Origin of the sequence: Mesorhizobium sp. B2-1-3 (assembly GCF_006442495.1) — a bacterium.
In the GTDB taxonomy this organism is placed as follows: Bacteria; Pseudomonadota; Alphaproteobacteria; order Rhizobiales; family Rhizobiaceae; genus Mesorhizobium.
In genome coordinates this window covers 55,489-68,595 of the sequence record NZ_VFWL01000005.1, presented here as the reverse complement: position 1 = coordinate 68,595, position 13,107 = coordinate 55,489, and the positions used below count along the sequence as shown (strand labels likewise).

Annotated in this window: 12 protein-coding genes; 7 read left to right on the top strand and 5 right to left on the bottom strand. The window is 63.6% G+C overall.

The genetic code is table 11. The features are described 5' to 3' along the window. The first annotated feature begins 34 nt into the window (after positions 1 to 34). Positions 35 to 382: a metalloregulator ArsR/SmtB family transcription factor gene (locus tag FJ973_RS11035; RefSeq protein ID WP_140494514.1), complete on the top strand. Its 348-nt coding sequence runs from the start codon at positions 35 to 37 to the stop codon at positions 380 to 382. Between the two features lie 25 nt (positions 383 to 407). After that, entirely contained in the window at positions 408 to 2,291 is a 1,884-nt protein-coding gene (locus FJ973_RS11030; RefSeq protein ID WP_140494512.1) for an ABC transporter ATP-binding protein/permease, read from the top strand. 31 nt (positions 2,292 to 2,322) lie between these two features. Here the strand turns inward: FJ973_RS11030 and FJ973_RS11025 are convergent, their stop codons facing one another. After that, entirely contained in the window at positions 2,323 to 3,204 is an 882-nt protein-coding gene (locus FJ973_RS11025) for an SMP-30/gluconolactonase/LRE family protein (RefSeq protein ID WP_140555771.1), read from the bottom strand. Positions 3,205 to 3,436: 232 nt separating this feature from the next. Here FJ973_RS11025 and FJ973_RS11020 point away from each other — a divergent pair, with 232 nt between their 5' ends. The 3 genes from FJ973_RS11020 to FJ973_RS11010 all read left to right on the top strand — a co-directional run bounded on the left by FJ973_RS11020 (position 3,437) and on the right by FJ973_RS11010 (position 6,319). Continuing rightward, a complete protein-coding gene (locus tag FJ973_RS11020) occupies positions 3,437 to 4,708 on the top strand; it encodes a DUF4375 domain-containing protein (RefSeq protein WP_140555769.1) in 1,272 nt (423 codons plus the stop codon). 90 nt (positions 4,709 to 4,798) lie between these two features. Further along, a complete protein-coding gene (locus tag FJ973_RS11015) occupies positions 4,799 to 5,497 on the top strand; it encodes a phosphatidylserine decarboxylase (protein ID WP_140494507.1) in 699 nt (232 codons plus the stop codon). A gap of 3 nt (positions 5,498 to 5,500) precedes the next feature. After that, positions 5,501 to 6,319 carry a phosphatidylcholine/phosphatidylserine synthase gene (locus FJ973_RS11010; protein WP_140494505.1) on the top strand — a complete coding sequence of 273 codons (819 nt, stop codon included), beginning with the start codon at positions 5,501 to 5,503 and terminating at the stop codon, positions 6,317 to 6,319. A gap of 118 nt (positions 6,320 to 6,437) precedes the next feature. Here FJ973_RS11010 and FJ973_RS11005 read toward each other — a convergent pair whose 3' ends face one another. Then, the gene (locus tag FJ973_RS11005) at positions 6,438 to 8,660 is read right to left on the bottom strand and encodes an AMP-binding protein (protein ID WP_140517833.1); all 2,223 of its coding nucleotides are present in this window, start codon (positions 8,658 to 8,660) and stop codon (positions 6,438 to 6,440) included. Between the two features lie 136 nt (positions 8,661 to 8,796). Beyond that, positions 8,797 to 9,204: a 4-oxalocrotonate tautomerase family protein gene (locus FJ973_RS11000; protein ID WP_140517834.1), complete on the bottom strand. Its 408-nt coding sequence runs from the start codon at positions 9,202 to 9,204 to the stop codon at positions 8,797 to 8,799. A gap of 113 nt (positions 9,205 to 9,317) precedes the next feature. Here FJ973_RS11000 and FJ973_RS10995 point away from each other — a divergent pair, with 113 nt between their 5' ends. Continuing rightward, positions 9,318 to 10,181: a LysR substrate-binding domain-containing protein gene (locus tag FJ973_RS10995; RefSeq protein WP_140555767.1), complete on the top strand. Its 864-nt coding sequence runs from the start codon at positions 9,318 to 9,320 to the stop codon at positions 10,179 to 10,181. A gap of 169 nt (positions 10,182 to 10,350) precedes the next feature. Here the strand turns inward: FJ973_RS10995 and FJ973_RS10990 are convergent, their stop codons facing one another. Together FJ973_RS10990 and FJ973_RS10985 are read right to left on the bottom strand one after the other, a co-directional pair. Further along, the gene (locus FJ973_RS10990; RefSeq protein WP_140517836.1) at positions 10,351 to 11,253 is read right to left on the bottom strand and encodes a DMT family transporter; all 903 of its coding nucleotides are present in this window, start codon (positions 11,251 to 11,253) and stop codon (positions 10,351 to 10,353) included. Between the two features lie 55 nt (positions 11,254 to 11,308). After that, positions 11,309 to 12,196 (bottom strand): DMT family transporter, encoded by an 888-nt coding sequence (locus tag FJ973_RS10985; protein ID WP_140555766.1) that lies wholly within the window; start codon positions 12,194 to 12,196, stop codon positions 11,309 to 11,311. A gap of 323 nt (positions 12,197 to 12,519) precedes the next feature. Here FJ973_RS10985 and FJ973_RS10980 point away from each other — a divergent pair, with 323 nt between their 5' ends. Continuing rightward, positions 12,520 to 13,101, top strand: coding sequence for a VOC family protein (locus tag FJ973_RS10980; protein WP_140555764.1), 582 nt, complete (start codon positions 12,520 to 12,522; stop codon positions 13,099 to 13,101). Positions 13,102 to 13,107 lie beyond the last annotated feature (6 nt).

Below are 13,107 nucleotides of genomic sequence, written 5' to 3'. Positions count from 1 at the left end.
CTCGTCACTGTTCATCGTCTATCGCCGATGAACGATGACCGAATCCCTGCCTGAACCGGACCGCGCGACGAGCGCGCCAACCTCTTGCACCACCGACAGCCACTCCATCGCGGCCCGCTTCGCCGCGCTCTCGCACCCTGCGCGCATCGAGATCCTGAAACGCCTGTCCGCCAGCGGTTTCTGCTGCTGTCGGGACGTTGTCGACCATCTCGATCTCGCCCAGTCGACCGTCTCGCAGCATCTGAAGATCCTGGTCGAGGCGGGGCTGGTGCGCTTCGCGCCTGACCGCCAGCGCTCGCGCTACGAGGTGGACCAAGCCGCGCTTGCCGGCGTGTCGGCTTCGTTGAGCGCGCTCGTCGTTTCCTGCTCGACCAGCCGCTGACCCGCTCACCCAAAAGGCAAGAAAAGTGGCCGAAAAAACCGTCTCCGCCGATTCCCCGACCTTCAAGACGCTGCTTAACCTCTGGCCCTATATGTGGCCGGCGGATCGTGCCGATCTGCGGGCGCGCGTCACCTGGGCGACAATTCTGCTGGTGGTTGCCAAGCTGACATTGGTCGCGGGACCCTATTTCTTCAAATGGGCGACCGACGCCTTGGCCGGTGACGGCAGATCGACGCCGCCGCTGCCCGCCTTCCTGCTCGCCCCAGTCATGTTGGTTGTCGCCTACAATGTCGTGCGGCTCGTGCAACTCGGCTTCAACCAGTTGCGCGACGCGCTGTTTGCCCGCGTCGGCCAGTACGCGGTGCGCCAGCTTGCCTTCCGCACCTTCGTCCACATGCACCAGTTGTCCCTGCGCTTCCATCTCGAACGGCGCACCGGCGGCTTGTCGCGCATTATCGAGCGCGGCACCAAGGGCATCGAGACGATCGTGCGCTTCATCATGCTCAACACGGCGCCGACCATCCTCGAATTCGCGCTGACCACGGGCATCTTCGCCTACACCTATGGCTGGAAATACGTAGCCGTGGTGGCGGTCACCGTCTGGCTCTATGTCTGGTTCACGGTTCGCGCCAGCGACTGGCGCATTTCGATCCGCCGCGACATGAACGACAGCGACACCGACGCCAACACCAAGGCGATCGACTCTCTGCTCAATTTCGAGACGGTCAAATATTTCAACAACGAGGCCATGGAGGCCGAGCGCTTCGACCGCTCCATGGCGCGCTACGAGATGTCGGCGACGAGAATCTGGACGTCGCTCGGCTGGCTGAATTTCGGCCAGGGCGTCATCTATGGGCTGGGCACGGTCATCGTGATGTGCATGTCCGCGCTCGAAGTGCAACGTGGCACGCAGACCGTCGGTGATTTCGTCTTCATCAACGCCATGCTGATGCAGCTCTCGGTGCCGCTCAATTTCATCGGCTTCATCTACCGCGAGATTCGCCAGGGCCTCACCGATATCGAGCAGATGTTCGACCTGCTCGACGTGCCGCAGGAGATCGTCGACAAATCTGATGCCAGGCCGCTCGCGATCGAGGCCGGCAAGGTCGAATTCCGTGACGTGCATTTCTCCTACGACCCGAACCGCAAGATCCTGAAAGGCATCAGCTTCGAGGTGCCGGCCGGCAAGACCGTCGCCATCGTCGGTCCTTCGGGCGCGGGCAAGTCGACCATCTCGCGGCTGCTGTTCCGCTTCTACGACATCCAGTCGGGCCAGGTGCTGATCGACGGCCAGGATGTCAGGGAGGTGACGCAGGAGAGCCTGCGCGCGGCGATCGGCATGGTGCCTCAGGACACCGTGCTGTTCAACGACACCATCGCCTACAACATCCGCTACGGCCGCATCGGCGCCAGCGAGGAGGAGGTGCGCAAGGCGGCCGAACTCGCCCAGATCGGCCCCTTCATCGAGCGGCTGCCCGAGGGTTACCGCTCGATGGTCGGCGAGCGCGGGCTGAAGCTTTCCGGCGGCGAGAAGCAGCGCGTGGCGATTGCCCGCACCATCCTCAAGGCGCCGCCAATCCTGATGCTCGATGAGGCGACTTCGGCGCTGGACAGCCATACCGAACAGGAAATCCAGGCCGCGCTCGACCTGGTCAGCCGGGGCCGCACCACCATCGTCATCGCCCACCGGCTGTCGACGGTGATCACGGCCGACGAAATCATCGTGCTCAAGGACGGCCAGATCGCCGAACGCGGTACACATGCCGATCTGATGCGCAAGCACGGGCTTTACGCCTCGATGTGGGACCGCCAGCGCGAGGCGACCGAAGCCGAGGAGCGTCTGCGCATCGCCCGCGAAAGCGACGAACTGGGTGTGGTGGTGCGCAGGCGCACGTCGGAACTGTCGTAGCGGCGTTGGCTATCTCCGTCGCTTTCGCCAATCAGCGTGTGACCGAAATGTAAGACGGCCATCCCGCGCCAGGCGAGGAAACAGCGACGCCCAGCACCTGACCAGTGCGGGCGTCGCTTGTCATGTGGTCGAAGCCGCGCCACTCGGCTGCGGTGATGAACAGCGTCCTGCCGTCGACACCGCCCAGCATGCAGGCGAAGCAGCCGCGATCGGCGGTCACGGTCTGCATCACTTCACCGCCTTCGCGTACCTGCGCACAGCGCTTGTTGGGAACATCCGCGTACCAGACCGCCCCTTCGGCATCGAGGCAGATGCCATCGGGATAGCCGTCGACATCGGCCCACACCCGCCGATTAGCCAGAGTGCCGTCGGCGGCTATGTCGAAGGCGGTCAGCCGGTTGGAGTGGGACTCGGCAATGATCAGCGTCCTGTTGTCCGGGGTCACAGCCATGCCATTGGCAAACGCGATATTCCCAGCCACTTGCATGGCCGTCCCGTCCGGCGTGATCAGCACGATCGTGCCCGGGCCGAAATGCTGGCCGGGTGCCGGCGCCGGGCCGCCGCCATTGACATAGATATTGCCGCGCCCATCGACGACGATCTCGTTCCAGGGGCTTTTCGAAAGGTCGCGCAGATCGGCATGGGTGACGAGCCTGCCATCCACCTCCTGCCTTAGCAGCAGGCCTTCGCGGCCTGAAATCACGAGCAACCTGCCATCCGGCAGCCAGTCGATGGAGTAGGGCAGGACCGCTGGCACGGTGAGCATCACCCTGCTCTTGCCCTCGTCGCTCACGGCGACGATCTCTCCGGTACCCCAGTTGCAGAGCCACAGGCGTCCCTCATGCCAACGCGGCGATTCCCCGAAAGCGAGGCCCTTGGCGATAATCTTGGCGTTCTCGGCAACGGATGACATTGGCTGGCTCCTTGGCTGCGTGACCCACGTCACCGTTCCGAAGGCGTCGCGGGGCACTGTCCTGCCAAGGACGGGCGAGCGTATGGCTTGCCGACATGGCGGCCGACAATTCTAAAAGGCTACTGCGCGATGGTGACCCCGCCAAATCTGCACATACCTGGGTCTCTTTCAAATCTAAGAACAGGTGATATTGTCACCTCGGGAACAACCAGCCGCGGTTGCTTTGCGGTCTATGAAAGCATTTTCGATGTTCGGATTTTTCTTTCGCAAGTCCAGAAAAACGTCTGAAAAACTCGCGTCGAATGCTGCCAGGTGGCCACAGGTCAGGCTGCCGCTGCCGGTTTTTGTGCGCCGTTCAACAGTAGAACAGGCAATCGATAGCCCCTCGGAGCTCGTCTTCGCCGTTGAGATTTTCATCCAAACCATGACTTATGAAGGGCTCTACCGATATCCGGAGATCAGCCCGAGGGCGATGCAGGTTTCCCACGCAAACTCGTACTCGGCTGAGGTGAAGAATGGCGGGCACAGTCAATTCATCTACAATGGCGCAGAGGAAACCAACGCCATGATTACGAACGCCCGAGTTGGACTCGCTGCTAGCGGTGCGAGCGGCCAATTGGCGACTTTGGAAAAGATGTCCTCCTGGATTGCCGAGCATCCCGATGAGGCGGCCGAACAAACGGGCTTCGAGGGTGGTTGCGACGATTTTCTGGATGCGCTTGACGGTGAGTTCTACCACGCAGATGAGGCTGCACCGATGCAGGGTTTCTTGGCGCGCTGGATCGTCTCGTGGCCTGATCTACAGATTGTCGAAGATGACGATTACAGCGATGTTATACACGGTCTGGTGATGGCCAACCCGCAACGCGAAGCCAGGCTTCTTCATCGTTCGATTAGCAAGCTGGTGCGCCAGATGATCGGCTGGCGCGACGTTGGGGCCGGTCTCGCCTGCGCCAAGGTGTCTCCGCCTGAGGTCAGATTGGGCTTTGGCATGGCAAGAATGCTGGATGTCGGGGGTGAGATGCAGATGGTTTTCCAACTGCGTACCAGTGCGAAGGAGCCTCGGCTATGCGTTGCAACTGAGACGCACGCCGATATCTACGAATACATCGCGGCGGAAGACCCACCGGTCATACGCCCGGGTGAGAATTCTTTGGGAGCCATCGCTCCGCGAGTAGGCAACCGACTTGGCCACGCTGAAGGCTCGGAAATCAAAATGGTTGTCGAATTGGCTGAGCAGTATCATGCCCCGGCTGCTGTCGACCTTCTACTGCGCAAAGCCGGATTCGACCCGACGGACGCCATCGTTTCAGCGAACTCAATCGTGCAAACGGCGGAAGGCGTGGTCGTGAACTGGGTGGTGTTGGCGTCTGACCGGGCCTTCCTCTTGCTGTCTTCGTGGAATGGTAGTGTGCTCTTGCGTGGCAAAGATAACGAAAAGCTTGCCGACGCTACAATCCCGGAACTCGCCGAGCACTTTGATCGTTCCGCTGCTGCGGGCTAGCTCGTCCACCCTCCTTTCCCATTGTCGCGTTGCGGGCAGAGGGTGTTTCGGTTATTGAGGCCGGACCTGAAACAGGGACTGCCCCATCCCATGAGCCTTGTCGATACGGTCAAGAACGCGTTCGTACCGATCCATCGCGAGGGCTATCCGTTCATCGCCGCGTTCGGCGCGGGCACGCTTTTCCTCGGCTATTTCTCCTCGATCCTGTTCTGGATCGGGCTCATCCTCACCGCCTGGTGCGCCTATTTCTTCCGCGATCCCGAGCGGGTGACGCCGGTCGACGACCGTCTGGTGGTGAGCCCCGCCGACGGCGTCATCTCGGCGGTCGGCCCGGCCGTGCCGCCGCGCGAGCTTGGCCTCGGCAATACCGAAATGACCCGGATATCGGTGTTCATGAACGTCTTTTCCTGCCACGTGAACCGCGCCCCGGTGCGCGGCAAGATTTCCCGTATCGAGCATCGGCCGGGGAAATTCCTCAATGCCGAACTCGACAAGGCAAGCACCGAGAACGAGCGCAACGGGCTGGTCATCGACAGCCCCAACGGCACCGTCGCGGCAGTGCAGATCGCTGGCCTCGTGGCGCGGCGCATCGTCTGCTGGGCCGAGACCGGCGGCTCGATCGCCATCGGCGAGCGTTTCGGCCTGATCCGCTTCGGCTCGCGCGTCGACGTCTTCCTGCCGGAGGCGGCGACACCACGCGTGGCCGTCGGCCAGACGGCGGTCGCCGGCGAAACGGTGCTGGCGGAATTCGGCGGTATCGCCGCCACGCCTCTCGTGCGGATCTCCTGACCGGTGGGCGCGCCGTTCAAGAAATTCGAGGCGCATGCCAGCGGCGGCCCGCGCATCCGCGAAATCCCGATGCGCATGGTGCTGCCCAATCTGGTTACGGTGCTCGCCATCTGTGCCGGCTTGTCCGGCATCCGCTTCGCTTTCGAGAACCGCTTCGAGCCCGCGGTGGTCATGGTGCTGCTCGCCGCGTTCCTCGACGGCATAGACGGCCGGTTGGCGCGAATGCTGAAGGCAACGTCGAAATTCGGCGCGCAGATGGATTCGCTGGCCGACATCGTCAATTTCGGCGTCGCGCCCGCGCTGGTGCTTTACGCTTTCCTGCTCGACCGCGCGGGATCGCCGGGCTGGATTGCCGCCCTTTTGTTCACCATCGCCTGCGGCATGCGGCTCGCCCGCTTCAATGTTCTTGACGAGGAAAAGGCCGAGCGGCCGGCATGGCAGACCGAATATTTCGTTGGGGTACCGGCGCCGGCGGGCGCCGTGCTGGTGATGCTGCCGCTTTATCTGTATTTCCTGCGGCTTGGGCTGGAGCCCGGCCGCCCGGCCGCCTTCATCGCCACCGGCTTCACCGTACTGGTCGCCTTCCTGCTGGTCAGCCGTTTGCCGGTCTATTCGGGTAAGAGCGTCAAGGTGCCGGGTGACAAGGTATTGCCGGTCATCCTGGGGGTCGTGCTCTACATCCTGCTCTTGATGACCTATCCCTGGTACACGCTGACGGCCTCCGTCGCCGGTTATCTCCTCTTCCTGCCCTTCAGCGTGCGTGCCTATTCGAAGCGCGCCAGGCTGGAAGGCGAGCAGGTGCCGCCTTCGGATATAGGATAACGCTGTTATCCCTCTTTGAAGGCGGGGATGTCGCCGAAGGCGACAGAGGGTGCATTGAAAGCCAGCGCTTTGCGCCCGGGCCTGCGATTTAGGCGAGACGACCCTTCAGGCCGTTCGGCTACGCCGCCGCACTCAGCCCCAGACGATCGATGGCCAGTCTGCGGGCCGACACATAGTCGGTCTTGCCCGAGCCCAGCGCCGGGATCTCTTCCACCTTGACGATGTCGTTGGGCACCATCAGTTCGGCCGCCCCGGCCTTCTTGCCGAATTGGCGCAGTTCCTCGGCACTCGCATCGTCGGCGGTGGTCACCAGCACGATGCGCTCGCCGCGCCGTTTGTCGGGCACCGCCACGGCGGCATGGCGCTCTTCCGGCCACAGCGACTGCACCAGCATCTCGACCGCACCCAGCGACACCATCTCGCCGGCGATCTTGGCGAAACGCTTGGCCCGGCCGCGAATGGTGATGAAGCCCTCGCGGTCGACCGAGACGATGTCGCCGGTGTCGTGCCAGCCCTCGAGCCGCTGCAATTCGCCCGGTCGGTCGGCGGTCATGTAGCCCATCATCATATTCGGGCCGTCGAGCCACAGACGGCCGGCGCCATCGATGCCGTCGACGGGTTCGAGCTTCATGCGGATGGCCGGCAGCAGCCGCCCGACGGTGCCGTCGCGGCTATGGATGGCGGTGTTGACGGCAACCACGGGCGCGGCCTCGGTCAGCCCAAAGCCTTCGATGATCTCGGCCTGGAAACGCTCGCGATAGGTGCGGCGGGTTTCCGGCTTCACCGCTTCGGCGCCGGCGACGACGAAGCGCAGGCTGGAAAAATCGCCGTCCTTGGCGGTGCGCGCGTAATTGGCGAGGAAAGTGTCGGTGCCGAACATGACCGTCGGCTTCACCTTACGGGCGATCTCGGGGATGATCTTGTAGTGGAGAGGCGAGGGGTAGAGGAACAACTTTACGCCTGTGACCAGCGGCAGAATGGTGCCGCCCGTCAGCCCGAAGGAGTGGAACACAGGCAATACGTTGAGCAGGATATCGGCCGGCGAGATGGTGATACGGGCTTCCGCCTGCATGGCGTTGGCGTAAAGGTTCTTGTGCGACAGCACCACCGCCTTCGGCGTGCCTTCCGAACCGGAGGTGAACAGGATGACCGCGGGTTTGGCTGCGTCCTGGCGCTGCAGCGGCCAGCGCCACAGCAAGGCGGCGGTAAGCTTTTCCAGCGCCGTCACGCTTGCGCGTGTATCCTCCAGCCAGAGAAATTTCGCGCCGCCCTTTTCGACCGCCGTCACGATATCGCCGAGGTCGGCCTTCTCGATGAAGGCGCGGGAGGAGACGACCGTGCGGATCACCGCCGTGCGGATGGCGGCGGTGACGCTGGCCGGACCCGCGGTGTAGTTGATCATCGCGGCCACCCGACCGGCCGAGAGCAGCCCGACCAGGGACAGCACCACGCCATTGGCGTTGGGCAGGAGCAGGCCGACCGCTTCGCCGGGCGCCGTCACCGCCTCGAAATGCCTGCCCAGCACGCGCGCGCCGATGAACAGTTTTCGATAGCTGAGCGCGCCCGAGACGACGTCCTCGATGATCGGATGGGATGCGCCGACCCTGGTTGCGGCATCACGCATGGCCAGGAACAGGCCGCGATCGAGATCGGCGGCTGCGAAGCGCGCCTCGGCGAAGCGGTCGAACAGCGCGTTGGTGTTCGAGGCCTGCTCGGGAATGCGCGCCACCAGCTCGGCGATGGTCATTGGTTCCAATGCGCTGATCGACAGGCGCGGGAACCAGCGCCGGGGCACGATGCTGGCCGGCGTCAACGAGACCGGAAGGTCGCGGGCGCCGCCGACGAAGATCGGCACGATGCGGGCATCGGCCTGCATGGCGATGCGCGTGACAGCGCGAAACAGCCGGAACGACTTGACGTCGGGCTCGACCGCGTCCGGCAGGTAGACGGCAAGCCGGCCCTTGCCCTTCAGCACGCGCACCAGCCTGCGGCTGACGAAGACGTGTTCGGCGTTGAAGGCGATGGTGCGGCCAAGCTCGCGCCACGGCTCCAGCCATGGTGCCCTGGCCGAGGCTCCGTCGAGGATGTGCAGCGTGTCGTCAGGCAGCAGCGACAGCATCAGCGCCGGTTCGAAATGCGACTGATGTGAGATGACATAGATGACTGGCGCCGCCGCATCGCGCGCGATTGCCATGCGGCTGTCGCTGATCCGGTAGGCGAGCTTGAACGGCACGTAGAGCAGCGCCTGGGTAAAGCGCAGGCCGAGGCGGAACTTTTCCATCACCCCGATCAGCAGCCAGGCCACGACCAGACCCGCAAGCAGCGCCAGTGTCAGGATCATACCGCGTCTCTCCCAACGTTCCTTGCACCTCGGCTCTGCGGCCGCTTCGGCAAGAACCTAGACGATGTGCGGTCAAGGTCAATGCGCAAGGGCCTCTTGCCGCCTCTCACGAAGGGAAGGGCAAAAGCGGCATCCTTTACGCCGCCTTCAGTCTCCCGCTGATGAAGCGGAATTCCTGCGTTTTGCCGCCATAACCGTAGGCGGCGGCCGGCACTTCGTGGACGAAGGCGTAGCTTTCTTCGTGCACGGACCCGAGCAGGCGCCCGAAGGCGGCGAAGATCGCCTTGAGATAGGCTTCCAGCTCGAGCTTGGTGTTGGTGCCGTCGACCACCTTGATGTCGAGCCAGAACGTATTGGTCCCATGCTCGGCCAGCGACGCGCCGCCGGCGAACCAGTGCTGCGGATCGAGATAAGAGACGGCAACCGCCGTTATGGTCGGATCCTTGCGAAGGTGCGTGGCGGTGAGTTCGGTCGCCTCCTTGGCGATCCTGGCGGACAGCGTGGCGTCGGGCTTCCCGGTGACGCTGACGTTGATGATGGGCATTGTCCTTCTCCTTGGTTCTGGCGGCCTCTGTCAGCCGATGACGCAACCATGTCACCGACCATGAATCATGAAAATCGACTTGTTTTCAAAGAATAGTTCGATAATATCGAATTATGAAAACGCTCGATCCCGACTTCCTGAGGACATTCCTCGCCTTCGCCGACGGCGGCTCGCTGGCGCAGGCGGCCTCTATTGTCGGCCGTTCACCGTCGGCTGTGACGGCGCAGATGCAGCGGCTGGAAGAGGCTGTCGGCGAACCGCTCCTGGCGCCGCAGGGCAGGGGCCGCGGCCTGACGCCGACCGGTGAGGAGCTTGTCGGCCATGCCCGGCGTATCCTTGCAGCGCATCGTGAAGCCTGGCTCGGCTTGAAGGGCGCAAAGGCCGATGGACGCATCGCGATCGGCACGACGCAGGATTTCGCCGACAGCGGCTTGCCCGATCTATTGCGTGCTTTCGCCGAAAGCCATCCGCGCGTCAGGATCGAGCTGCGCGTCGGCCGCTCCGCCGAGCTGGCGCAAGCCCTTCAGGGCGGTAGCCTGGATCTGGCGATCGTTATGCGGCAAGCTGCGACGCCGGACGAAATCGGCATGCTGCGCGAGCCGATGATGTGGCTCTGTTCGCAAAAAGGACTGGCAGCGCGACAGGACGAGTTGCCGCTTGCACTGCTCGATCCGCATTGCGGCTTCCGCGAAGCGGCGATCTCGGCGCTCGATTCGGCCGGCCGGCGCTATCGCATTGCGGCCGGCAGCGCGAGCCTGGCCGGCCTGCGCACGGCGGTCAAGGCCGGCATTGCGCTGACGCTGCGCACCGCGCGCTTTGCCCATTCCGGCATCGTCGAAGCACCGCGCACGTTCGACCTGCCGCCCGTGCCCGTTGCCGAATTCGCCATCCGGCTGCGCGCCGATGCCGAGAACCCGGCGCGGGATTTGGCCGCACTGCTCGGCGCCGGCCTGGCTGTGCCAGGACTTTTTGGCTGACAGCTGCCTGTCTTCAGGCGTGGGGCCAAAGAAAAAGCCGACCTTGCGGTCGGCTTGGAGTAGGACGGACCGAGGGGTTTGGGGGGACTCGGGGGGTGGTCCGTCGGCTCAACAATGCCTGAACCGGATGATGGTTCCGTGACTGCGCAAATTTTTTTGGGCTCGGCTTTCACAACGGACCTGGCGCTTGTTGCTGCTTTGCCGACAGCCAGTCGCGGCCGGCATGGGCAAAGACCGCGCAAAGCACGATTGCGCCGCCGATCATGCTGGCCATGGGCGGTATCTCGGCCAGGAAAAGGAAGGCAAACAGGATCGCGAACGGCACTTCGGCAGAGCCGAGCAGGCCGGATTCAGCCGCCGGGATGAGCCTCGCGCCTTCCGTCCACAGGATCGAGGAGAGTGCGAAGCTCGAGCCGAAGGCGACGAGCAGCACGGCATCCCTTGCCGAGACGGCAAGCGGGTCGGTGACGAACCAGCCGAGTATGAACAACAGCAGGGCCGAGACCGCGCCTGCCCAGACCGCCGGCGTGTCGCGGAAGGCGCGCACCATGATCATGTAGAGCGCGCTGCCGATCGTCATCAGCAGCGCCAGCCCGTCTCCGAACAGATTGCCTGTGCCGAAGCTCGACCAGACCATGACCGCAACGCCGCAAAGCGAGACGGCGGCGGCTAACATCGTCTGAAGGCGGAAGGGCTCGCGCACCAGCAGGAAGGCGAGCAGCGCGGCAATGAAAGGCGACGTCGCGTAGATGACCGTGACATTGGCGACGAAGGTGAATTTGAAGGCGCAGATGAAGGCGATGCTGGCCAGCGCGCCTTCCACCGCCAGCAGCCAGCCGCGCCAGCCGAGCCGCAGCGTTTCGCGGTTGCCGGAGCGGTGGCGGCGCCACAGCACATAGAGGCTGATCAGGATCGAGCCGACGAAACCGCGCCAGCAGGTGATGGTCAGCGGATCGGCATGGATCGATTTGGTCAGCACGCCGGTCAATCCGAACACCGCCGCCGACGACGACACCAGGATGATGCCAAGTGTCCGTTCTGCGGTGTCGGTGGCGGCTGCTACATCGGTCATGAAAGCCAATTTACGTGGTTCTGTCCTGACATCGTAGTGTCAGCAGTCTGGCCCGTCACAGCCGTTTGCGGAAATGCTCGCCGCCGACGATCAGGAGCCCTGCGGTGATGATGAGAGCAGCGCCGAAAAACACTTCGCGACGCGGCACGTCGCCCCAGATGGCGAAGCCGAGCGCGAAGGCCCACAACAGCGAAGTGTATTCCAGCGGCGCGATGATCGAGGCCGGCGCCCGTTTCATGCCTTCGAAGAGAAGATACTGCGCCAAGCCGCCGAGCGCGCCGACGCTGGCAAGCAGAAGCAGTTCGCTCCAGCCGGGCATCTTCCACCAGAGCAGCGCGGGCACCGCCGAGAATATCAGGAAATAGAAATTGTTGAGCATGAGCTGGATCATCGAGCGCTCGGCAAGTGCTGTCTTGCGCAACAGCACGATGGCGATGCCCCACAGGAAAGCGGCGGCCAGCACCAGCAGCACCGGCACGGACAGCCCGAGATGGGCAGGGTCACAGGCGACAAAGACGCCGGCGAAGCCGATTGCCACCGCCAGCCAGCGCAGCATTGGCACTTTTTCGCCAAGCATCACCACCGAAAGCACGGTGACGATGATCGGGGCCGCGTAATAGACGGTGGTCAGTTCGGCGAGCTGCAGGCTGCGCGCGGCATTGTAATAACAAAGCCACGCCGCCAGGGTGAAGACGCCGCGCAACAGCATCGGCCACACGATCGGCGACCGCGCCGTCTCCGCATAGAGATGCCGTCCGCCGATCGCCGCGCAGGCGGTCAGTATGGTGATGCTGCGGAAGAACAGGATCTGCCAGACGCTCATGCCGGCTACCAGCAGCTTGATCGAAGCGTCCTGCGTCGAAAAAAGCAAATAGGCGGCGCCGGTCAGGAGGATACCGGCGAGAACCCTTTCGCGTGTTTCGAGAATGGCGACATCGGCCATGCGACAAGCGGCCTTGTGTGAAAACGGCTCCGGCCCCTGTCGGCTCCGCTCCCGCCAGCTATAGGGGCGAAACCTTGCATGGCGCTGCTCCAGCGCCGTGCTTGCGTTGGGGCAGGGCCGATCCCGATGCGGCTTCTGGCGCGGCGCGACTGATTGGTTTAGCATCGTCTCACAAAGCCGGCGCGTAAGGTTCGGCGAGCCAAGGGAACGGTGCGGATCAGGAAGCCAGCGCTCGCATAAGAGACGCCATTCGCATCATGCGCGGTGGGCCTGACAGCTGGCACTTACGGATATCGAAACGCCGACATCAGGGGGAGAACGCAATGCAGAAACTGCAATCGCAAGGCGTCCATCACATCACGCTGGTCGGCGCCGGTCGCCAGACATCGATCGATTTCTGGGAAGGCGTGCTGGGCATGCCTTTCATTTTCGAGCAACCCAACCTCGACAAGGCAGCCGAAAGCCATCTCTATTTCGATCCGGGCGACGGGCGGCTGATCACCATCTTTACCGACGAGACCCGCACGCCGGCAAAGCGCCGCACGCCGACCGACACGGGCTGCGTCCACCACATCGCCTTTGCCGTGTCGCGCGTGACCTTCCTGCAGGCGGTCGCCCGGCTTGACGAGCGCGCCATCAAGCACAGTGGCGTCAAGGACCGCGGTTTCATGGATTCGATCTATTTCGAGGATCCGCTTGGCCTGCTGATCGAACTTGCTTCCTACCGTTTCGAGCCGCCGGCCGGCTTTAGCCATGCCGACGTGCTGATGGAAGCGCACAAGCTCCGCGTCGCGCGTGGCGACTACAACATCGCCGAGGCGCATCTGGCCGACGCCATCCAGGCGCTGGTCGAGCGCTTGCGCGCGACATTGTCGGCCGACAGGGCGCCGCGCAATCCATATTGATTTTGA